Annotated in this window: 17 protein-coding genes; 14 read left to right on the forward strand and 3 right to left on the reverse strand. The window is 62.7% G+C overall.

Going from position 1 to position 21339, the window contains the following annotated elements; all coding sequences use genetic code 11:
- Positions 1-70 precede the first annotated feature (70 nt).
- From ACZ5TH_RS12440 to ACZ5TH_RS12455, 4 genes are all read left to right on the forward strand, one after another.
- Positions 71-853: a polyphosphate kinase 2 family protein gene (locus tag ACZ5TH_RS12440; protein ID WP_464794096.1), complete on the forward strand. Its 783-nt coding sequence runs from the start codon at positions 71-73 to the stop codon at positions 851-853.
- A gap of 85 nt (positions 854-938) precedes the next feature.
- Positions 939-2258 carry a methyl-accepting chemotaxis protein gene (locus ACZ5TH_RS12445; protein ID WP_464794097.1) on the forward strand — a complete coding sequence of 440 codons (1320 nt, stop codon included), beginning with the start codon at positions 939-941 and terminating at the stop codon, positions 2256-2258.
- A gap of 79 nt (positions 2259-2337) precedes the next feature.
- Entirely contained in the window at positions 2338-2523 is a 186-nt protein-coding gene (locus tag ACZ5TH_RS12450; RefSeq protein WP_196225106.1) for a hypothetical protein, read from the forward strand.
- Between the two features lie 92 nt (positions 2524-2615).
- Entirely contained in the window at positions 2616-3965 is a 1350-nt protein-coding gene (locus ACZ5TH_RS12455; RefSeq protein ID WP_449470834.1) for a S41 family peptidase, read from the forward strand.
- A 234-nt stretch (positions 3966-4199) separates the two neighbouring features.
- On the opposite strand, the gene greB is transcribed toward ACZ5TH_RS12455, so the two are convergent.
- Both greB and ACZ5TH_RS12465 read right to left on the reverse strand, forming a co-directional pair.
- The gene (greB, locus tag ACZ5TH_RS12460) at positions 4200-4682 is read right to left on the reverse strand and encodes a transcription elongation factor GreB (protein ID WP_464794098.1); all 483 of its coding nucleotides are present in this window, start codon (positions 4680-4682) and stop codon (positions 4200-4202) included.
- A 106-nt stretch (positions 4683-4788) separates the two neighbouring features.
- Positions 4789-6828 (reverse strand): lytic transglycosylase domain-containing protein, encoded by a 2040-nt coding sequence (locus ACZ5TH_RS12465; RefSeq protein WP_464794099.1) that lies wholly within the window; start codon positions 6826-6828, stop codon positions 4789-4791.
- A 154-nt stretch (positions 6829-6982) separates the two neighbouring features.
- On the opposite strand from ACZ5TH_RS12465, the gene dapA reads away from it, so the two are divergent.
- From dapA to recA, 6 genes are all read left to right on the forward strand, one after another.
- Positions 6983-7861 carry a 4-hydroxy-tetrahydrodipicolinate synthase gene (gene dapA, locus ACZ5TH_RS12470; RefSeq protein WP_464794100.1) on the forward strand — a complete coding sequence of 293 codons (879 nt, stop codon included), beginning with the start codon at positions 6983-6985 and terminating at the stop codon, positions 7859-7861.
- Between the two features lie 45 nt (positions 7862-7906).
- On the forward strand, positions 7907-8389 hold the full coding sequence (smpB, locus tag ACZ5TH_RS12475) for an SsrA-binding protein SmpB (protein WP_196225111.1): 483 nt from the start codon (positions 7907-7909) through the stop codon (positions 8387-8389).
- Entirely contained in the window at positions 8389-8997 is a 609-nt protein-coding gene (locus ACZ5TH_RS12480; protein ID WP_449470838.1) for a DUF2062 domain-containing protein, read from the forward strand. Before smpB ends, ACZ5TH_RS12480 begins: the two co-directional genes overlap by 1 nt.
- Positions 8998-9041: 44 nt before the next feature.
- Positions 9042-11468: a hybrid sensor histidine kinase/response regulator gene (locus tag ACZ5TH_RS12485; protein ID WP_464794101.1), complete on the forward strand. Its 2427-nt coding sequence runs from the start codon at positions 9042-9044 to the stop codon at positions 11466-11468.
- Positions 11469-11548: 80 nt separating this feature from the next.
- Entirely contained in the window at positions 11549-11905 is a 357-nt protein-coding gene (locus tag ACZ5TH_RS12490) for a response regulator (protein ID WP_464771694.1), read from the forward strand.
- A 102-nt stretch (positions 11906-12007) separates the two neighbouring features.
- Positions 12008-13081, forward strand: a complete 1074-nt coding sequence (gene recA, locus ACZ5TH_RS12495; protein WP_449470841.1) for a recombinase RecA — start codon at positions 12008-12010, stop codon at positions 13079-13081.
- Between the two features lie 169 nt (positions 13082-13250).
- Here the strand turns inward: recA and ACZ5TH_RS12500 are convergent, their stop codons facing one another.
- On the reverse strand, positions 13251-14621 hold the full coding sequence (locus tag ACZ5TH_RS12500) for a sulfotransferase domain-containing protein (RefSeq protein ID WP_464794102.1): 1371 nt from the start codon (positions 14619-14621) through the stop codon (positions 13251-13253).
- A gap of 159 nt (positions 14622-14780) precedes the next feature.
- Between ACZ5TH_RS12500 and ACZ5TH_RS12505 the strand changes: the two genes are divergently transcribed.
- The 4 genes from ACZ5TH_RS12505 (at position 14781) to ACZ5TH_RS12520 (ending at position 21319) form a co-directional block, all read left to right on the forward strand.
- Complete coding sequence (locus tag ACZ5TH_RS12505) at positions 14781-15596, forward strand: ImuA family protein (protein ID WP_464794103.1); 816 nt, start codon at positions 14781-14783, stop codon at positions 15594-15596.
- The gene (locus ACZ5TH_RS12510) at positions 15493-17088 is read left to right on the forward strand and encodes a Y-family DNA polymerase (protein ID WP_464795112.1); all 1596 of its coding nucleotides are present in this window, start codon (positions 15493-15495) and stop codon (positions 17086-17088) included. Before ACZ5TH_RS12505 ends, ACZ5TH_RS12510 begins: the two co-directional genes overlap by 104 nt.
- A complete protein-coding gene (locus ACZ5TH_RS12515; protein WP_464794104.1) occupies positions 17085-20699 on the forward strand; it encodes an error-prone DNA polymerase in 3615 nt (1204 codons plus the stop codon). The genes ACZ5TH_RS12510 and ACZ5TH_RS12515 overlap by 4 nt, the downstream gene beginning before the upstream one ends.
- Before the next feature lie 191 nt (positions 20700-20890).
- On the forward strand, positions 20891-21319 hold the full coding sequence (locus tag ACZ5TH_RS12520) for a GFA family protein (RefSeq protein WP_464794105.1): 429 nt from the start codon (positions 20891-20893) through the stop codon (positions 21317-21319).
- The last annotated feature ends 20 nt before the right edge of the window (positions 21320-21339 follow it).

Here is a 21339-nt window from a genome sequence, read left to right on the forward strand (position 1 = left end):
GGCAAGGCAGATTTGACTTTTCGCCGCTTCGGGCGTTGCTTTCCTGAGCTGGACAGGAAGGATGACGCGCATGGCGATTGACCTTGCCGATTATGAGAAGGGCGAGCCTCTCAAAGGCGACTATGAGGCGGAGCTGGAAAAGCTGCAGGAGCGGCTGGCGAAGATTCAGGTTGCCCATGTGATCCATGACCGGCGGTCGGTCATCCTGTTCGAAGGTTGGGACGCGGCGGGGAAGGGCGGCATCATCAAGCGGATGACGGCGCAATGGGACCCACGCTATTATCGCGTCTGGCCCATCGCCGCGCCGTCCGCCGAAGAATGCGACCATCATTTCCTCTGGCGTTTCTGGACCCGGCTGCCCGCGGGCCGCAATATCGCGGTGTTCGACCGCAGCTGGTACGGACGCGTGCTGGTCGAGCGGGTGGAGGGGCTCTGCTCCAAGGGCGAATGGAAGCGCGCCTATGACGAGATAAACGCCTTTGAAAAGCAGCAGGAGGACGCGGGTACCAACATCATCAAGCTGTTCGTCCACATTACCCAGGAAACGCAGGACAAGCAGCTGGCGCAGCGGCTCGATACGCCGTGGAAGCGGTGGAAGACGGGCGCGGAGGATTATCGCAACCGGGCGCGGCGTGACGATTATCTCGACGCTATGCACGACATGTTCAAGAAGACGGACAGCAAATATGCGCCTTGGCAGGTGATCGACAATAATCACCGTGCGGCCGGGCGTATCGCCGCGCTGAAATATGTCGCCAAGTCATTGGAAAAGTTGGTGCCGATGGATTTTCCTGAGGCCGACCCGGAGGTGGTCAAGCTCGCCAAGGAAGCATTCAACTATCAAATGCCGTAAAAAACCAAGACAAAACAGTGCGTTGTCATAAATCTGTCATCAAAATCTAACTGCTCATTTACCATTCGGGCGCTACCAGCAACTCATGTACGCGCCCATGATGCTCGATCCTTCGCCGTCGCTGCCTCGCTGGCAGGGCTTGCCCTTCGTCTCCACCAGTCCGGCGATCCGGATCGGACGGCCGTTGAGCGAAGCGGTGGAGCATTTTCAGCAAAATCCTTCGCTGCGGCTCCTGCCCGTTCTGGACGAAGCGGATCGGCCCAAGGGCGCGATCTACGAGCGGGACATGCGACGGATTCTGTTCAATCCCTTTGGCCATGCGCTGCTGCGTAACCCGAGCTTTGGCGGGCGGTTGGATGACCATATCCGGCCCTGCGCCTCGGTCGAGCGGAGCGCCACGATCGAGATGCTGATCGACCTTTACGCAGCGCAGGGGCAGAAATGCGAAGGGCTGATCGTCATAGAAGGTGGCCGTTATGCCGGGATGGTCGGCGGGCAGTTGCTGCTGAAGCTGGCGGCGGAGCGGGATGCACGCGTGGCGATCGCGCGGGCGGAGCGATTGGAGCGCGTGACGCGGGAGAGCGGCAGCTTTCGCGACGATATCGCGACGCTGATCGCCGATCTGGTGGGGATGGCGGACATGCTGTCCCGGCTGGCGAGCGACGCCGCGGAACGCGCGGCCCATAATGGGCAGGCGGCTGCGGGCATGGCGGTGGCCGCCGCGCAAACCGCTGACAATCTGTCCGGCATCGCTGGGTCGGCTAACGACCTTGGCCTGCTGTTCCAGTCGATCGAGGATGAGGTGCGTCAGGCTGGTGCCGCGATCAAGGCGGCGGTCGAACAGACGCGGCTGGGGTCAGCACAGACCCAACAATTGCGCATTCAGGCAGATGGCATCGGACAGGTGACGGCGCTGATCGACGCGGTGGCGCGGGCGACGGCCACGCTGGCCCTGAATGCGGGCATAGAGGCCGCGCGAGCGGGGGAGGCGGGGCAAGGCTTTGCCGTTGTCGCGCGCGAGGTGAAGCTGCTTGCGGGGCAGACCCGCGAAGCCGCAGCGGAAATTGCCGATCGGATAGACCATATCCGCGCGACTGTCGGTCATGTGGCGCAGGGCCATGAGCTGATGGGGTCCGCGATTGAGACGGCGGATCGGCTGTCGGCTTCCGTGTTCGATGCGGTGGCCCGCCATGGCGCCTTCAGCCGGGGCATCGCCGCCAGCCTGTCCGAAGCGGGCGAGTCCAGCGATCATGTCCGGTCGAGCGCCAGCCAGATCAGCGGGAATGCCGACGCGGCAGTCGATGGCGCGCGCAACATCCGTCATGCGGCCGGCCAACTGGCGGGCGAAGCGCAGCGGTTGGACGCGCGGGCCAGCCTCTTTATCGAGGCTATTCGATTGGATTGACGTCGGCTTCAGGAAAAATGGCTGGCGCCATGCGCAAATGCGGCTAACCTTTCCATCCAACAAGAAGGAGAGGAAAGCCATGCTCGTGATGTTCGTGGGCGCCGACCGGACCGAAACCGCCATCAATGCCGCGCAGGTCACCTTCGTATCGTCCGTCACGGACGGCACCCGCATCCGCTTTGGTGAAGGCCGTAGCGTCACCGTGGTCGAACCGATCGCCCAGGTGATGGAGGATCTCAATCAGGCATTGCGGCCGCACGAATAGCGCCGCTGCGGGCGCTACGCCGTAACCGATGCTTTGCGTATGCCTGAGAAGCATCCTATACTGATGGCTTGATGCCAGGACTCAGGACAGCAATGAAATCCAATTTCTTCCGGGGCGCCGTTGCCCTTGGCGCACTCGCGCTCATCCCCGCCACCACGGCCGCGCTCGCGGACGGGGAAGCGAGTAGCTACAAGGCGCTCGACGAGTTCATGGACGTCTTCCAGAAAGTCCGCAGCGACTATGTCGAGAAGGTGGATGACGAAAAGCTGATCAAGGGCGCGATCGACGGCATGCTTGCCAGCCTCGATCCGCATTCGAGCTTCCTCGACGCGCGCGATTTCCAGAATCTGCGCACCCAGACGGAGGGCAGCTATGGCGGCCTGGGCCTGTCCGTCACGCAGGAGGATGGCGCGGTCAAGGTGATCGCGCCGACGCAGGACACTCCCGCCTGGCGCGCGGGGATCAAGGCGGGCGATTATATCACCCATCTGGACGGGCAGCTGATCTATGGCGGCACGCTGGATGAAGCGGTCGACAAGATGCGCGGCGCGCCGGGCACGTCGATCAAGCTGACCATTGTGCGCGCAGGCCGCGACAAGCCGATCGAAGTGACGCTGACGCGCGAGATCATCCAGCTGAAGCCGGTGAAGTGGGAAGTGAAGAACGGCGTTGGCGTGATCAATATCGTTAGCTTCTCCGCCAATACCGGCGCTGACCTGCGGCAGGCGATCCGCAGCATCGACAAGAGCCTTGGACATAAGCCGACGGGCTATATCCTAGACCTCCGGTCCAATCCGGGCGGGTTGCTGGATGAAGCTGTATCGGTGAGTGACGCGTTCCTGGAGCGTGGCGAGATCGTTTCGCAGCGCGGCCGCAACAAGGGCGATGTCGAGCGCTATTATGCCAAGCCCGGCGACGACGCGAAGGGCCTGCCGGTCGTTGTTTTGGTCGATGCGGGGTCTGCTTCAGCGTCCGAAATCGTCGCGGGCGCGCTTCAGGACCAGCATCGCGCACTCGTGATGGGTGAGCGCAGCTTTGGCAAGGGCAGCGTGCAGACGATGCTGCCGCTGACCAATACGACCGCGCTCAAGCTGACGACGGCGCGCTATTACACCCCGTCCGGGCGGTCGGTGCAGGAAGGCGGGATCGAGCCTGACGTGCGCGTGCCGCAGTTGTCGGACCCCGATTACAAGAACCGGCCGAAGTTCCGCGAAAGCGACCTGCGCCGTCACCTGATCAACGAGATCAAGACGGACAATGCAGCGCTGGAAGAGGACACCAAGGAAGATCCCCGCTTCGCCATGTCGGCTGACGAGCTGAAGAAGAAGGGGATTGAGGATTTCCAGCTGGATTATGCGCTGAAGACGATCGCGCGGCTGGCGGCGAAGCCCGGTGCGGTGATCGCGCAGGCGCAGCCGATGGGGAAGAACGCGGCGCGGTGAGCGGGCCGGTTGGTTTCGCCTTTCGAGGGGCCAGTCATTTCCCTTTCGGCGAGCGGGCGAGGAATGCGTTGGACGAGTAGCGGACTTCCTCCCTCTCCCCTTCAGGGGAGAGGGCCGGGGAGAGGGGAATGAGTAAACGGCGTCCTAACAGTCCCCTCTCCCGCCTTCGCTAAGCTCGGCACCCTCTCCCCTGAAGGGGAGAGGGAATGGTTCGAACCCTTAACGAGCTTCGCGTCACTCCGGATAACCGATCTCCATCACCTCATATTCCTTTTCCCCGGCGGGCAGCACGACGCGGCGTAGATCACCCACCGCGGCATTGCGCAGGGCGCGCGCGATGGGGGAGCTCCAGCCAATCCGGCCCGCGCTGGCGTCGGTTTCGTCATTGCCGACGATAGTGACGGTGCGGTGATTGTCGTCTTCGTCGGCGATCGTCACGGTCGCGCCGAAGAAGACGCGGCTCTTGTCGGGGTGCTGACGAGGATCGACAACCTTCGCGTCCTTCATCTTCTTGGATAGGCGGCGGAGTTGGCCGTCGATCTCACGCATGCGCTTGCGGCCGTAGAGATAGTCGCCATTCTCACTGCGGTCGCCATTGCCCGCTGCCCAGCTGACGATCTCTACGATGCGGGGCCGCTCCTGCCCAAGCAACTGGTCATATTCGGCGCGCAGCTTCGCGAAGCCTTCAGGGCTGATGTAATTAGGGTGAGGGGTCATGACCAGACGTTCCTATCCCTTCGAATGCAGCTTGTCGAAGTCCTCATCTCAACGAAGAGAAGTGGGGGGCTTCGACAGGCTCAGCCCGAACGGAGAATAAGGGCGGTCAGCCCGGGGTTTGCTTGCCCAGATATTTGGAGAGTGGGGTATTGGAACCCCGGAAGCGGGCGCGTTCGGGGTTCATCGCTTCATAGACAACCGCATTTTCCAGCACGCGCTGTACATAGTTGCGCGTTTCGAAAAGCGGGATCTGCTCGATCCAGCGCAACATGTCGGCGCCCGGCAGGCGCGGGTCGCCATTGGCCGAAATCCAGCGGTTCACATTGCCGGGGCCGGCATTATAGGCCGCGACGGCCAGCGGGTAGCTGCCGCCATAATAGTTGAGCATGCGCTGGAAATAGGATGAACCGAGCATGATGTTGTAGCTCGGGTCGTTGAGCGAGCCGGGATCATAGCCGAGGCCGAGCTTGCCCGCCTGTTCCCGCGCGGTGCCGGGCATGAGCTGCATCAGGCCGCGCGCGCCCGCATGGCTGACGATCTGGCGGTCGAACTGGCTTTCCTGCCGCGCGATGGCATGCACCATCGTCCAGTTGGATTGCGCGGTCGGCGGCACGGGCACGCGGGGGAAGGCGCTTTCGCCATAGCCGGTGAGGCCGCTGGACACGGCGCGGCGGCCGACCATTACGCCCATGTCGGGCCTGCCGATGCTCTTGGCGAGTTCGGCGGCGAGATAATGATCGCTGTCGCTGTCGGCATTATTGGCGATGGCGCGGGCGAATTTGCTCTGATCTTCCCAATAGCCCATCTGCCCCAGCGCCTTCACGGCGCGGACGACCGAGCGATTGTTGAAGGACGTGCGATCGGCGGCGGAAATCTCCACGGCCCGTTCCACGAGGGCAGGCGCGGGCACCGGCTTTCCGACGCGTTCCAGGGCAAGTTGGCCGTAGAACTGATCCGGGAACACCGAAGCCTGGGCGAAATAGCTGGTCGCGGTGGCCGTATCACCGGCTGCCAGTGCTGCGCGGCCTGCCCAATAATAGCCCTTTGACTGGGTCTGGGGGGATTTGGCAGCCGTTGCGTAGCGCCGGAACATCGCCGCCGCGTCCGATGGGCGGTTTAGATTGTAGAAGGCGGTCGTTCCCGCCAGCCAGGCGAGACTGGTATAGTCATCGCGCTCCCCGATCGGGCGGCTGGAAACGTCGGTGCCGGGCGCATAGGCGTCGTCGAGCTTGCTGGCGATGCCATAGGCGAAGCTCCACTGGCTGTCATTGGCGGCGGCGCGCGCCTGGCCGAGCAATGTCTCATACCATTTTTCCGCGTTGCCCGGGCGGAAGGTCAGCTGGGGACGGTTGGCGAGATATTGCCGCGCGGCGATCCAATTGCCCGTGTTCAACAGCCAGGTCGCCTTGTCCGCGACGAAGCCAGCGTCGGATATGCCGACCGGCTCCGCGACTTGCATCCGGGCGGCGGCGTCCGGAGCCTTCTGGCGGAAGGCGATGCGCGCTTCGTAGACCGGCCGTCGCGTGGGCGTCACATAAGCGAGCATCCGTTGCGCCCCGGCGATGTCACCGCCCCACAGTAGCACGTCGGCGCGCTGATCATGGTCCGCACTCGTCCAGCTGCTGCCGAAGAGCGATAGCAGCCGAGCCTCGTCATCGGGCGAAAGCGTGCCGCCGACCCAGGCGCTGCGTGCGGCGACGCGCGCTTCGGGCATGCGACCCATCTGCATCAGCGCCAGCGCATTGCGCGCATGGCCGGTGGCGGTGCGCGCGGGGAAGCGGGCAAAGAAGGCCGTCACCTGACGCGGATCATAGCTGTTGGGATTGATGCCGGTTTCCGCCAGCCGCCGCATCCGGTCTTCCCCCGGCCAACCGGGATTGGCGAGGATGAAACTGGCATAGGAGGAGAAGCCCAGGCCGTCGCTCTGCTGCAAGGCGCGCCACTGGCTGATCGTCGCGGAGATGGACGGATCGGACGCGACGCCGATTCGGCTGCTTACCTGATTCCAGGGCGATGGCTGAGGCGATGACTGAGTCGTGGCGGGCAGTTGCTGGACCACCGCGCCAGCCGGATAGGGCGTCGCGACGGGGGCTTCTGTCTGGGCGCTGGCGCCGGCGGTAAAAAGAAGAAGAGCGATCAAGGGCATACGGACCAATGCTGTTTCGGGGCGGCGAGCTGACAGCCTACTGGACATCATCGCAATTCCATCCTTATCAGGCCCTGAATGACGCGCTATAGCGCGCCGACGCCTACACTCGACAGTGTGCCCCGGAATGCCGGTGAATTGAAGGAGTTTGTTGATGTTTTCCGGGTCGATTCCGGCACTGGTCACCCCATTTCGCGACGGAAGCGTGGACGAGGCCGCGTTTCGCGCCCTTGTGGACTGGCAGATCGAGGAAGGAAGCAGCGCTTTGGTGCCATGCGGCACCACCGGCGAAAGCGCGACCATGACGGTCGAGGAGCATAATCGCGTCGTCGCTATCTGTGTGGATCAAGCCGCGGGCCGGGTGCCGGTGATCGCGGGCTGCGGGTCCAACGACACGCGAATCGCTCTGGAGCATATGTTCGCGGCGCAGGCCTCTGGCGCGGACGCGGCGCTGGTGGTCGCGCCTTATTATAACAAGCCGAACCAGGACGGCGTGTATCAGCATTTCGCCTATCTGGCCGAACGCTGCCAGCTGCCGATCGTCCTCTATAATGTGCCGAGCCGCACGATCACCGACATTGGGGTGCCGGTCATCCATCGCCTGACAGAAGAATATCAGACGATCGTCGGCATAAAGGACGCCACCGGGAATCTGGGGCGGGTCACCGCGCAGCGGCTCGCCTGCCGGGATGATTTCTGCCAGCTGTCCGGCAATGACGAAACCGCGCTGGGATTTAACGCCATGGGGGGTAGGGGTTGTATCTCCGTCACGGCCAATGTCGCGCCGCGTCTCTGCGCGGAATTCCAGGCAGCTTGCGCGTCGGGTGACTGGGCTGGTGCACTGGCGCTACAGGACCGGCTCTACCCGCTGCATGACGCATTGTTCAGCGATTCTTCACCCGGGCCAGTTAAATATGCGCTCAGCCGCGTGCGGTCCGACATGCCCGGTGAGTTGCGCCTGCCGATCACCTGGCCTTCGGAATCCAGCCGCGCCGCTGTCGATCGGGCTTTGGAAATTGCGGGTCTCGTCTAAATGGGCTGCGGCCTTATATGGTGAAGTGAGTTAGTTAAGAGTCCCATGGCCCGCCCCCGTCCCGAATTGTTCGACAAGAAGAAGATCGTCGCCGAGAACCGGCGCGCGCGCTTTGAATATTTCCTTGAGGATGTGTTCGAAGCGGGCATCGCGCTGCAAGGCACGGAGGTGAAATCGCTCCGTTTCGGCGAGGGCAACATCGCCGAGAGCTATGCCGAGGTGAAGGGCGATCAGGTGTGGCTGGTCAACAGCAACATCCCCGAATTCAGCCACGGTAATCGCTATAATCATGAGCCCAAGCGGCCCCGCAAGCTGCTGCTGCACGAGCGGGAGATCGCGCGCATGCATGGTGCGGTCGAGCGCAAGGGCATGACGCTCGTCCCCTTGAGCGTCTATTTCAACAGCCGTGGCAAGGCGAAGGTCGAGCTGGCGCTGGCCAAGGGCAAGAAGACGCACGACAAGCGTGAAACGATCAAGGAACGCGACTGGAAACGTGATCAGCAGCGCATCATGAAGGACCATCGCTGATGGGTCCGAAGGCGAGCATGGGCCGTCTTGCCCGCTGGTGGCACGCCAACGCGCCGACCCGTGAATCGCTGGAGGACAACCGCTTCATTGCCCCCGTGGCGCATCGCGTGCTGGAACCCTCGCTGTGGCGCTTCACCCGCCGTTCCGTGCCGCGAGGCGTGGCATTAGGGCTGCTGGTGGGGATATTCCTGCTGATCCCCGGCGTGCAGATTGCGGGCGCGGCGCTGCTGGCGCTGCCTTTCCGGGCCAATATTCCGCTGGCGGCAGCCATGACGTTCCTGTCCAACCCGGCGACTACACCGCTGTTCCTTATGGCTTCGGTCTATATCGGCAACTGGTTCCTGGGCCGCAGCGCTGACGCGTCCGGTTTCATGGCGCTGGTCGATAAGCATGCGTCGATCCGCGAATGGTGCGGCTGGCTCTTTTCCGAAGCGGCGCCCGCCATGCTGTTTGGGCTGGCGTTGATTTCGATCGCGTTCGCGGTGGTCGGATATTTCCTTGCCGACTGGATCTGGCGCCATCGGATGGGCCGGAAATGGCATGCGCGTAAATTGAGGATTGGCAAGGCACCCGAAAGCAGCGCATTGGAAGAAGTCGCCCGCGTCTGACGCAGGGCGAATAGTCCAGGCGTTTTCAGGGGGAAGGCCGGCCGATGGCCTCGCGCGTCAAAAGGGATGAGGAAGCGTGGACGGGCGAGCGCCCTTCCCGGCTGTCCCTGCCGCTGCTGATACTGGCGGCGCTGCTTTCGGCGGTTCTCGTCATCTATGCGACCGGCAACCCCGCTATGGCCACAGGGTTCGGCGCGATGATCCTTGCCATCGCCGCGCTGCTCAGCTGGTATCGGCGTATTTTCCCGGAAGAAGCCGCCGATGGCGAGGCGGTGCCGGACTGGACGGTAGCGCGCGCCGCAGCGGATGCGTCCAACATGGCGATTGCCGTGACCGACCGGGCCGGGCGGCTTGTCTGCGCCAGCGACCTGTTCGGCGAATGGTTTCCCGGATTTCCGACGCCCCCCAATCTCACCGCTGAGCCTGGCCTGACGGAAAGCCTGAGCGCTGCCGCCCGCGCGGCCTGGCGCGATGGTGAGGCGCGGGTCGAAGGCGTGGCGCAGGGCGCTCTCCGGCTGGATGTCGATTTGTGCCGCACCGGCCGGTCGGAAGATTATCTGCTGTGGCGTTTTACCCCGGTTCGCCAGCCCAACGCGCTGGATGATGTGCACCGCCTGCTGACCGGGGACGCGGGGCGGCAGATGGGCGAGGCCGGGATCATGGCGGTGATGATCGGCGGTGAAGGGCGTATCCGCGCGGCGAACGGGGCTTTCCTGCTGCGTGCCGCTGGCCGGATCGACGCCAACATCACCGGCCGCGACTTTGCCGCCCATATGCGCGTCGATGACAAGGGGCGGCTATTTCTGGCGCGCGAGGAATCGGGCGGGCTGCCGCTGCGGTTGCTGCAGGTGCCCTTGCGTCGGACGGCTCAGCCTGCTGGTAATCAGGTGTCCGGTCAGGATGGTCCTATGCTGCTGCTGCTGATCGATGAGCCAGCGGGCAGCGCGGGCGGCACATCGGCGCTTTCCTATATCGAAACGCTGCTGTCCCTGCTGCCCTTCGGCCTCGCCATGGCGGATCGCGATGGTCGGGTGCTGTTCCTCAACAATGCCTTCTCCCGCGCGGCGGGACTCAAGCGTAGCGAACGGCCGAGCTATCCCGGTGATCTGGTCGTGCGCGAGGATCAGGCGGCGGTCGCCGACGCCGTGCGCCGCTTTGCCGTTGGCCCGCAAATGTCGGGCGATATCGCCATCAGGCTGCGCAACGAACCGGAGGAGCCGACGGCGCTGAGCCTGGCGGGCGTTCGGGGCCTTGGCGAGGCGGCGGTGCTGCTCAGCCTCAAGGACAATAGCGAGGAAAGCAAGCTCAAGCGGCAGGTCGCGCAGGCGACCAAGATGCAGGCGATCGGCCAGCTGGCCGGGGGCGTCGCGCATGACTTCAACAATATCCTGACCGCGATCATCGGCCATTGCGACCTGATGCTGATGCGCCATACGCCGGGCGACAGCGACTATGACGATATTCAGCAGATCAAGTCGAACAGTAATCGCGCGGCGGGACTGACGCGCCAGCTGCTCGCTTTTTCGCGGCAACAGACACTGCGTCCGCAGGTGCTGCAACTGCCCGACATCGTTGCCGACGTCTCCAACCTCTTGAAGCGCCTGCTGGGTGAGAGCGTGAAGCTGGAGGTGAGCCACGGCCGCAACCTGGGCGCGGTGCGTGCTGATCCGGGCCAGCTGGAGCAGGTGATCGTCAACCTGGCGGTCAATGCGCGCGACGCTATGCCGGAAGGCGGCATCCTCAATATCCAGACCTATGCGGTTCCGGCCGGCAAGGTGCGCGAGATGCGGCAGGAGATATTGCCTGCCGCCGATTATACCGCGCTGCGGGTGTCGGACATGGGGCTTGGCATCCCGCCCGACATTCTTTCCAAGATATTCGAGCCCTTCTTCACTACCAAGGAATTGGGCAAGGGCACGGGGCTCGGCCTCTCGACCGTCTATGGCATCGTCAAGCAGTCGGGCGGCTATATCTTCGCAGAGTCTGAAATTGGCCGGGGAGCGAGCTTCGTTATATATCTGCCCGTCTATCAGGGCGCGGACATGGAGCAGGCGGTTCCCGCCAAGCTGCCGATCAAACGCAGCGAGACATGGGGCACGGGCACGGTATTGGTGGTCGAGGACGAGGATATGGTCCGCGCCGTCGCCGAACGCGCCCTTTCGCGTCAGGGCTACAAGGTGCTGACCGCCAATGATGGCGAGCAGGGGCTGGAGGTGCTGGCGAGCGGTGAGAAGATCGACCTGCTGATTTCCGACGTGGTCATGCCCAATATGGATGGCCCGTCCATGGTCGCGCGGGCACGGGATACGCATCCCGACCTTCCCGTGCTGTTCATGTCGGGCTATGCCGAGGAGCAACTGCGCAAGTCGATCGACCTTGCCAATGTCGCCTTCCTGCCAAAACCCTTTTCCGTCAGTCAGTTGGCGGAGGCCGCACGTGACGCGCTGGCCATGGGCGCAGGGGTGGAATGAACTTCTTGAACGATCAGGCGTTTATGCTGGTCCGCGCGCCGATGATAAGATAGCGAGCGTAACGAAATAGGGGATCGCACATGTCGGACGGCAAGACCATCCTAGTGGTCGAGGATGAAGCGATGATCGGCATGATGCTGGAAGATTATCTCGAAACATTGGGATATCGCCTGTATGCCATCGCCGTCTCGGTGGATGAGGCGTGTGAGCATGCGCGTCAGGGCGGCTTCGACGCCGCATTGGTGGACTGCAATTTGCAAGGTGAGAAAAGCTGGCCGGTCGCGGACCTGCTGGCGCAAAGCGGCATCCCCTTTATTTTCGCGACGGGCGGCATGGCTGACGATGTGCCGTCAGGGCATTCGGATCGGCCGACTTTGGCAAAACCTTATACGATTGGCGCTGTTGAGCGGGCGTTGACGAAGGTTCTTTCCGCCTAAATAGGAAATTTCCGTTCCCCTCTTGTTCTTTGAGAACAAAGGGGATACATGGTGGCCCAGGCGCCACTTAATCGGCGCTTCCGCTTGACAGGGGATAGGCCGATGACAGCAATGCTCTCACTCATCGATTCCAAGAAGACAGGGACAATGGACAGACAGAAAGCATTGGAAGCGGCCCTTTCCCAGATTGACCGCGCCTTCGGTAAAGGTTCGGCCATGAAGCTGGGCAGCCGCGAGAAGATCGAGATCGAAGCGATTTCGACGGGATCGCTGGGGCTCGACATCGCGCTTGGCATTGGCGGCCTGCCACGCGGCCGCATCATCGAAATCTATGGCCCGGAAAGCTCAGGCAAGACCACGCTGGCGCTGCATGCTATTGCAGAGGCGCAGAAGACCGGCGGCGTTGCGGCTTTCGTCGACGCCGAGCATGCCCTCGACCCCGCTTATGCCAAGAAGCTGGGCGTCGATATTGACGAGCTGATCGTGTCCCAGCCCGATACCGGTGAACAGGCTCTGGAAATCGTCGATACGCTGGTGCGGTCGAACGCCATCGACGTGCTGGTGATCGACTCCGTCGCGGCGCTGGTGCCCCGTGCGGAAATCGAAGGTGAGATGGGCGATAGCCATGTCGGCCTGCAGGCGCGCCTGATGAGCCAGGCGCTGCGCAAGCTTACCGGCTCGATCTCGCGTTCTAAGTGTCTGGTGATCTTCATCAACCAGGTGCGCATGAAGATTGGCGTCATGTACGGCAATCCGGAAACGACGACGGGCGGCAACGCGCTCAAATTCTATGCGTCGGTTCGCCTCGACATCCGCCGTACTGGCCAGATCAAGGATCGCGACGATATCGTCGGCAACGCGACCCGCGTGAAGGTGGTGAAGAACAAGGTGGCGCCGCCGTTCAAGCAGGTGGAATTCGACATAATGTATGGCGAGGGGATTTCGAAGATCGGCGAGATACTCGATCTGGGCGTCAAAGCTGGCGTGGTCGAAAAGTCGGGCGCCTGGTTCTCCTACGACTCCGTCCGCATTGGCCAGGGTCGTGAGAATGCCAAGACCTTCCTCAAGGAAAATCCCGAAATGGCGGAGCGCCTGGAAAAGGTGATCCGGGGCAAGACCGAAGAGGTTGCCGAAGGGATGATGACCGGACCCGAAGCGGAGGATGATGGCGAATAAGCACGGTTAACGCCTGCGGCCGGATCAGCCGCAGGATAGCCGCGCGGCTCTGCTCGCCTTTCGTTTCACGCACTGAAAAGGCCCGCCCGCGCATTTTCGCGGGGCGGGCCTTTTACCGTTATAAGGCGCGACTGGGCGTGGCTTTCCCAGCAGGGCAAATGAACATTGATCAGCGGCTGGGGCTTATCATTCCTGTCGGCTTAAGGTCAGAGGCCGGAATTTTGGCGTGGCTCCGCTGGCGCCTTTTGCTCTGCTCGACGGCGAGCTTTTTCTTGAGCCGTACGCCCTGAAGACCCCAGTCTCCGAAATGTACGGCAGCCAGGAATATGAGGAGGCCGTTCATGAACAAGGCGATGGTGAGGGGCAGCGCGAGAAAGACGTCGAGTATTTGTTCGGTCGGCGTTTCCACAGGCCCCACCCGGTCGATCCCGAACAGGGCGAGGCCGTCTTCAAGGGAATGACCATCCCATTCTCGCCGGAAAAGCCATTCGCCTACTTCTATCGCCAGAATGGTCGGGGCGATGAGCATGGCGGCGAGGCCGATCATGACCATCGCTTCGCTCAAGAGCTGTACGCCAAGAGAGAGGAGGCGGTGCTTGGTTGCAGGATCATGCACCTGCCTTTCGGGCGCTGCGGATTGCGATATCCCGATCGGTCTCACGGTGGATGACGAAGGCGGGGCCGAAAAGCCGTATCGATCCAGCTTGGCCAGCATCCGGGGGTTCAACTGAGACTTGCAGCTATCCTCGATGAATTTTTGCTGCTCGATCGTCAGTTCCTGACGGAAGCTGTCGGATTGTCCCTTTCTCATCCGCAGAGCATCTGAATCCGATCGGTCATATTCATGGCCGGGAATGCCCTGGGCGAGTTCCAATGCCTTGAGTTTTTCGAAGGATGAGTTTTCCACCGCATATCCAAGAGCACGGCTATTGACCGGCTCATCCATAAAACTGAGCATCTTTTCGACTTCTGCCTCCGTTTGAAGCAGTAGATCCTCATAATATATGATGTGATGGTCATGCCGTTCGAGGCCATTGGCCCAGCTGTTCATATATTTGATATAATGTGGCAGGCCTCTATTGTCATCCATGAGAAAATCATCAACGCTGCCTTGAAACGACATCTTGTGCCGGGTCACATGGTGATAGTCGGAAATGAGTACGGCCCGCGGATCCCGGATCAGGAATATGATGGGAAGGCGGCCGGGCAGGGTTGGTTTGAAGCGCAGATGAGTGGAAGGGATCAGGGGGAAAGAGGCCTCCTCTGATCTCCGGACAAAGGCCGGTATGCCGCGCACCGGATCCAAGTCGAAATTGGGAGCAAAGGTGAACATGCTCTGGGTCGTAATGGGCGGATATGCACGCGACGCGAGGAAATATTGCGCCAGGATAAACCTGAGCCAGGTCCTGCCCGACTTCGGGTAGGAGGCGAGGAGCGCAGTCGCAGCGCTGGAAACAAGACGCAGGCTGCGAGCCGAAGCGATACGGCGCGCCAGAATGAAGGGCGCATGAGCCAGCGAAGCGATGTGGGGCGTGTCCATCAACACAGATTAGCTTGGCAGAAAGCCGGGTGTGAAACTTTTCCGGATGATGGCCAATGTGTGTAAGAAGCTGAAACCATCCTCCCTTTTTTCTGATGGCAGCCAAGTTGATTGACAGGGGGTGCGCTATCGCTGAAAAGAACATATAGAGAACATTCTATGGTGGATTCGGTGAACAGGCTTGCAGCCCTCAGGCGGCACATTGCATCACTGGAAGGGATTCCGGCCGTCAAAGCAGATGCGCGTATCACGACGGGACATGCGGCTTTTGATCAGGCATTGCAGGGTGGCCTTGCCAGGGGGCGGGTGCATGAATTGTTCGGGAATGCTGAAGATGAGGGCGCCACTGCCGGTCTTTCCCTGATCCTTGCCCATCTTGCGGCGCGTGAGGCTCCTCTGTTCTGGTTGCGCCTTCCAAATGGAACGGCGGGACAACCTTATGGCCCGGGGCTTGCCGCGCTTGGAATAGATCCAGCCCATTTGCTGATCGGCGTCATGAAAGATGAGGCGCTGCTGCTGCGCGCGGCGGTCGATGCGTTGCGGTGTCCGGCGCTGGGGGCGCTGGTCATCGAACTGCGCGGGCGCGCGCCGCTGCTGGACTTGACCGCGAGCCGCCGTCTGGCGCTGGCGGCGGAGGCGTCGGGGGTCACGGCCTTCGTGCTGCGGATTGGTGGCGATCCGGTGCCGAGCGCGGCGGAGACGCGGTGGCGGGTGGAGGCTGCGCCATCCGTGCCGTTGCCGGGCAATGCGCCGGGCATGAGCGCCTTTTCACTCCACCTGTTGCGCCGCCGTTCGGGGGCAGACGGCATGACATGGCGGATGGTGTGGAATGCCGAGCGGGGAGATTTTGGAGAAGAGTGCGATGAACGCCATGAGCATGGATGGGCAAGCGGAGGACGCGCTGAGGGGGCGGCGCTACCTGGCGCTGTGGTTCCCCTTCCTGCCGGTCGATCGGCTGCGCATCGCGCGGCCTGACCTGTGGCAAGCGCAGGCCGGTGCCGGGCCGGTCGTCATCGTGGAGGCTGTGCGCGGGGCCATGCGTCTTGTGACACCGGATGCCGATGCACTGGCTCTGGGCCTGAACGCGGGCATGACGCTGGCCGATGCACGGGCGCAAGAGCCCGATCTTGTCAGCTTCGAAGCGGATCATCATACTGATCAGGATTGGCTGGAGCGGCTGTGCGATGGGTGCGCGCGCTATACGCCTGCGGCTGCGATCGATCCGCCGCATGGGCTGATGCTGGACATCACCGGCTGTGCACATCTGTGGGGCGGGGAGGAAGCCCTGGCGCGCGAGGCGGTGGACCGGTTCGAGCGGCACGGCATGGAGGTGCGCCATGCGATAGCGGGCACGCCGGAGGGCGCGCATGCATTGTGCCGCTTTTCCGCAGGGCCAGCGCCCGATGAAGAGGCTGCCTTGCGCCGCCTGCCGGTCGAGGCGCTGGAACTGGAGCAGGAGAGCGGGGTGGCGTTGCGGCGCGCGGGGCTGCGCACCATCGGCGATCTTGCTGCGCGTCCGGCAGCGGCGCTGGCCGCGCGCTTTGGCGAGGCGGCGGTGGATGCGCTGCACCGTCTGCTGGGTCTGGGCCATCGCCCGCTTAGCCCCCGCCGCCCGCGCCCTGTCCTGCGGATCGAGCGCCGTTTCGCCGAGCCTGTAGGCAGCACCGCCTATGCGCTGCAACGGGTTGAGGAGATGGCGGCCGAAGCGGGCGAGCGGCTGACCGAGCGGGGCGAGGGCGGGCGGCGGTTCGAACTGTTGTTCTTCCGCACCGATGGTCTCGCCTTTCCGCTGCGGGTGGAAACCGGCCTGCCGGTGCGCGATGCGCCCGCGATCATGCGGCTGGTGCGGGAGCGGATCGGCAGCCTGTCCGATCCGCTCGATCCCGGCTTCGGCTTCGACATGCTGCGCCTTACCGTGCCGCAGACCGAGCCGATGGCCGCGACCCAGTTGGCGCTGGAAGGGGGAGAGGCGCGTCGCGAGGAAGCGGTCGCGGCGCTGGTCGACCGGCTGTCCGTCCGCGCTGGCCGCAACCGCATCCAGCGATTGGAGCCGCGCGACAGCCATATTCCCGAGCAGGCGCAGCTTGCGCTGCCCGCGATCGAAAGCCGCACACCGTCCAGTTGGCCGCGTCAAGGAGAACCAGGCGATCCGCCGATGCGCCCCATCCATCTGTTCGACCCGCCCCAGCCGATCGAGGTAGTGGCGGAGGTGCCAGACGGTCCGCCGCATCATTTCCGCTGGCGGCGCAGCGCGCATGAAGTGACCCGCTATGAGGGGCCAGAGCGGATCGCGCCCGAATGGTGGAAGGCGAAGGACGGTGCGCTGGCGGGCGAAAGCGCAGGCATGACGCGCGACTATTACCGGATCGAGGATGCGCGCGGCCGCCGCTACTGGATCTTCCGCCATGGCCTTTACGGCAGGGAGGCGCGGCATCCCGGCTGGTACATCCACGGCCTGTTCGCATGAAGCGCGGCAAGGGGCCTGATCCGTCCAAGCCCAAGTCGATGGATCGGCGGGAATTGGATGCGGTGGAAGCGGTGCGGGAAAGCGCGCGGATAAAGGAAGCACGACCTCCTCCGCCGCGCAGGGCTGGGTCCGCTTTTGCAGAGTTGGTGGCCGCCACCAACTTTTCCTTCCTGCGAGGCGCATCCCATGCCTCGGACATGGTGGGGCAGGCGATCGACCTCGGCCTAAAAGGACTGGGAATCGCCGACCGCAACACGGTCGCGGGCGTGGTGCGGGCTTGGTCTGCGCTCAAGCGCGCGCCTGAAAAGGCGCGGGCCGACTTGCTGGAGGCAAAAAAGGAGGCTGGGCAGCCGCTGGCATTGAGTGAGGAAGAGGAGCAATCCTGCCAAACCGACCTCAAGCTCGTTGTCGGCGCGCGCCTGGTCTTTGCCGATGGCACCCCTGACATAGTCGCCTATCCGTCGACACGGCGCGGGTGGGGCGAACTGACCAAGCTGCTGACAGTGGGCAATTTGCGATCGGTGAAGGGGAACTGCATCCTCACCTATGAGGATCTGACGGCATATCTTGATGACCTGCTGCTGATCGTCCTGCCGTCCTCCACCGCCACAAAGCAGGCCGCTCATCGAAAGCCGGTGGAGTATGAGTATGACGACAGGCCCTCCAAGGAGGCGATCCGGCAAGGGCATTTGAGCCTGGTGCCGCCGCCGCGTCCTGCCGATCTTAAATCCTATCTTCGGCGGCTGGCCCGATTGGCGCCAGGCCGGATCTGGCTGGGTGCGGCGCTATGCCGGGATGGCCGGGACGCGCGCCGGATCGCGGGCTTCAAGTGGCTTAGCGCCCGCACCGGCGTGCCGCTGATCGCGACCATGGACGTGCTGTATGCCAAGCCTGACGAGCGGCCCTTGCAGGATGTGCTAAGCTGCATTCGCGAAGGCGTGACGATCGGCAAGGCTGGACGCTTGCTGGAGGCCAATGCCGAACGGCACATTCATGCACCCGATGAGATGGCGCGGTTGTTTCGCGACTGCCCTGAAGCTCTGGCCGAAAGCATGCGCTTGCTTGGCAAAGTGCGTTTCAGGCTGGATCAGCTATCCTATGAATACCCCCATGAGCCTGTGCCCGAAGGTTGGACGGCGCAGCAATGGCTGGAGGAACTGACCGTATCGGCCGCCCATGCGCGCTATGGCCCGCATATTCCGGCCAAGGTGCGCAAGTTGCTGGATGACGAGTTCGAGCTTATTCGCGAGCGCAATTATGCTTATTATTTCTTGACGGTTTACGACATCGTCGCCTTTGCCAGAATGAAGGGCATATTATGCCAAGGGCGTGGATCGGCAGCCAATTCCATGGTCTGTTTTTTGCTGGGAGTCACTTCGGTCGATCCGGAACGGCATGAACTGCTCTTTTCCCGCTTCGTGTCGGAAGAGCGGGACGAGCCACCGGATATCGACGTCGATTTCGAGCATGAGCGGCGCGAAGAGGTGATGCAATATATCTACGATCGCTATGGCCGCCATCGTGCCGGGATCGCCGCGACCGTTATCCATTACCGATCACGCAGCGCTGTAAGGGAGGCGGCCAAGGTATTGGGGCTTAGCGAAGATGTGGTGGCGCGCCTGTCGAGTACGGTATGGGGCAGCTATTCGGGCGATTTTCCTGAAGCGCGGATAACCGAGGCGGGCTTTGACCTTCACAATCCGCAGATCGTGCGGTTGCGGGCAGTGGTAGATCAATTGCTTGACGCACCTTTTCCCCGGCATCTGTCGCAGCATGTCGGCGGTTTCGTGCTGACCCAGAACCGGCTCGATGAAACCGTGCCGCTTCATCATGCGGCGATGGCGGATCGCAGTTTCATCGAATGGGACAAGGATGACATCGATGCGCTGGGATTGATGAAGGTCGACATTCTGGCGCTGGGCATGTTGAGTTGCATCCGCAAGGCTTATGATCTGATGAGGCTCCATAGGCTGGGCGATCATGATCTGAATATTGACCTTAAATCAGATGACCCGGCCGTTTATGACATGCTGGAAAAGGGCGACAGCATCGGCGTGTTCCAAGTGGAAAGCCGGGCGCAGATCAACATGCTGCCGCGTTTGCGCCCCCGATCCATTTATGACCTGACGGTGCAAGTAGCGATCGTGCGGCCTGGGCCGATCGAAGGCGACATGGTGCATCCCTATCTGCGGCGGAGATGTGGGGAAGAGGCGGTGGAATTTCCCGCGCCCGATCCTGCATATGGGTCCTACGACGAACTTAAGTTGCTGCTAGGCAAAACCTACGGCGTCCCCCTGTTCCAGGAACAGGCGATGAAGCTCGCCATCGTCGCTGCTGAATTTACGCCATCGGAGGCTAACCAGCTGCGGCGGTCGATGGCGACGTTCCGCCATGTGGGTGGCATGGACAAGTTCAAGGAGAAGATGATCGGCGGCATGGTGCGGCGGGGGTATGAACGCGATTTCGCCGAGCGTTGCTATAGCCAGATCGAGGGGTTCGGCAGTTATGGCTTTCCTGAAAGCCATGCTCTGTCCTTTGCCCGGCTGGTCTATGTGTCGGCCTGGATCAAGTGCCACCAGCCTGCCGTCTTTGCCTGTGCGCTGCTGAATTCTCAGCCGATGGGCTTTTATGCCCCGGCGCAGATCGTGCGTGATGCGCGGGAGCATGGCGTTGCCGTGCACGATGTGGATGTGAATATGAGCGGGTGGGACAATGCGCTCGAACCGCTGCTGCGGTCGCGCAATAGGAGGCGTGGCGAAGGCGAGGGACGGGCGTTGGCACTGCGGCTGGGCTTTCGCCAGATTGATGGTTTTCGCGAGATTTGGGCTGCGCAGATGGTGGAGGCGCGGGAGGGGGGCCTATTTACCAGCCTGGAGGATCTGGCGCGGCGGGCTGGGTTGCCTGCGCGGGCGCTGCGCTTGTTGGCGGATGCGGACGCTTGCCGGTCGCTCGGGCAGGACCGGCGGGCGGCGCTGTGGGAAGCGCGGCGCACGCCTTCCAATGAACTGCCGCTGTTCGCTGCTGCCCGGAGGCGGGGCCAGAAGGCGGCGGGAGAATTGGGGCAGGAACCGGATGCGATGTTGCCCGCCATGCCGCTCGCTGAACAGGTCGCGGCCGATTATCAGATGACGCGCCTGTCGCTCAAAGGGCATCCGATGCAGTTCCTGCGGCCGGTCTTTGCCGCCGAGGGGGTACTGAGTTGCGCGCAGACATCGGCTGCGAAGAACGGGACGAAGGTGCGGACGGCGGGCGTGGTGCTGGTGCGGCAGCGGCCGGGCAAGGGCAATGCCGTCTTCATCACGATCGAGGATGAGACGGGGATCACCAACATTTTGCTGTGGGCGCGGCTGTTCGAAATGCAGCGGCGGCCTGTCATGGCGTCGCGGCTGATGCTGGTCGAGGGCGAAGTGCAGCGGAGCAAGGAGGGCGTCGTGCATCTGATGGCGAGCCGGGTGCATGATCGCACCGCCGAGATGTCGCGTCTGTCGGATACGCATAGGCCACAGATCACCTTGTCCCGGGCGGATGAGTTTGTGCATCCTCAGCATCCCCGGACGGCCAGTCATCCGCGCAATGTGCGGATATTGCCGAGGTCTCGGGACTTTCATTGAGGGTGAGGATAAGAGCAAAATCCTCCCTGCGCGGAGCGTGGGGAGGGGGGCCGCCGCGTAGCGGTGGTGGAGGGCAACTGGCATGACCTGCGGCGCCTACGGGCGCTCCCCTCCACCAGCCTGCGGCTGGTCCCCCTCCCCATCTGTCGATGGGGAGGATAAACTTTCATCCCGAAGCCAAGGAGAATCCCATGTCCATTCCCGATCTCCCCATCGAAGGCGGTTGTCGGTGCGGGCGTGTGCGTTTCCGGTTGAGCGAAGCGCCTTGGGGTGAGGCGGCTTGTCATTGTACCGGGTGCCAGAAGATGACCGGCAGCGCCTTTTCCACCACGATCATCATGCCTTCGGGCGGCTTTGAACTGATTGCGGGAGAGACTGTGATCGGTGGGCTGCATGGCGAAGACGTGCACCATCATCATTGCGACTGGTGCAAGAGCTGGGTCTTTACCAAGCCCGCCGCCGACATGGGCTTCGTCAATGTGCGGGCAACCATGCTGGACGATGCCAGCTGGTTCGCGCCGTGGATGGAGACGCAGACGGCGGAGAAGTTGCCTTGGGCGCAGACCGGGGCGGTGTCAGCTTTGAACGCTTCCCCGGAATGGGCGAATATGAAGGGCTGATCGCCCGCTACCGCGCCGAG

This window comes from Sphingobium sp. TomTYG73 (genome assembly GCF_055394245.1).

Bases quoted from the DNA above. Each gene is read 5' to 3' on its own strand.
- ACZ5TH_RS12440 (WP_464794096.1), top strand. From the start codon at position 71: ATGGCGATTGACCTTGCCGATTATGAGAAGGGCGAGCCTCTCAAAGGC.
- ACZ5TH_RS12480 (WP_449470838.1), top strand. From the start codon at position 8,389: ATGGGTCCGAAGGCGAGCATGGGCCGTCTTGCCCGCTGGTGGCACGCC.
- ACZ5TH_RS12445 (WP_464794097.1), top strand. From the start codon at position 939: ATGTACGCGCCCATGATGCTCGATCCTTCGCCGTCGCTGCCTCGCTGG.
- recA (WP_449470841.1), top strand. From the start codon at position 12,008: ATGACAGCAATGCTCTCACTCATCGATTCCAAGAAGACAGGGACAATG.
- greB (WP_464794098.1), bottom strand. From the start codon at position 4,682: ATGACCCCTCACCCTAATTACATCAGCCCTGAAGGCTTCGCGAAGCTG.
- ACZ5TH_RS12455 (WP_449470834.1), top strand. From the start codon at position 2,616: ATGAAATCCAATTTCTTCCGGGGCGCCGTTGCCCTTGGCGCACTCGCG.
- smpB (WP_196225111.1), top strand. From the start codon at position 7,907: ATGGCCCGCCCCCGTCCCGAATTGTTCGACAAGAAGAAGATCGTCGCC.
- dapA (WP_464794100.1), top strand. From the start codon at position 6,983: ATGTTTTCCGGGTCGATTCCGGCACTGGTCACCCCATTTCGCGACGGA.
- ACZ5TH_RS12450 (WP_196225106.1), top strand. From the start codon at position 2,338: ATGCTCGTGATGTTCGTGGGCGCCGACCGGACCGAAACCGCCATCAAT.
- ACZ5TH_RS12510 (WP_464795112.1), top strand. From the start codon at position 15,493: ATGAGCATGGATGGGCAAGCGGAGGACGCGCTGAGGGGGCGGCGCTAC.
- ACZ5TH_RS12490 (WP_464771694.1), top strand. From the start codon at position 11,549: ATGTCGGACGGCAAGACCATCCTAGTGGTCGAGGATGAAGCGATGATC.
- ACZ5TH_RS12505 (WP_464794103.1), top strand. From the start codon at position 14,781: ATGGTGGATTCGGTGAACAGGCTTGCAGCCCTCAGGCGGCACATTGCA.
- ACZ5TH_RS12515 (WP_464794104.1), top strand. From the start codon at position 17,085: ATGAAGCGCGGCAAGGGGCCTGATCCGTCCAAGCCCAAGTCGATGGAT.
- ACZ5TH_RS12485 (WP_464794101.1), top strand. From the start codon at position 9,042: ATGGCCTCGCGCGTCAAAAGGGATGAGGAAGCGTGGACGGGCGAGCGC.
- ACZ5TH_RS12500 (WP_464794102.1), bottom strand. From the start codon at position 14,621: ATGGACACGCCCCACATCGCTTCGCTGGCTCATGCGCCCTTCATTCTG.
- ACZ5TH_RS12465 (WP_464794099.1), bottom strand. From the start codon at position 6,828: ATGCCCTTGATCGCTCTTCTTCTTTTTACCGCCGGCGCCAGCGCCCAG.
- ACZ5TH_RS12520 (WP_464794105.1), top strand. From the start codon at position 20,891: ATGTCCATTCCCGATCTCCCCATCGAAGGCGGTTGTCGGTGCGGGCGT.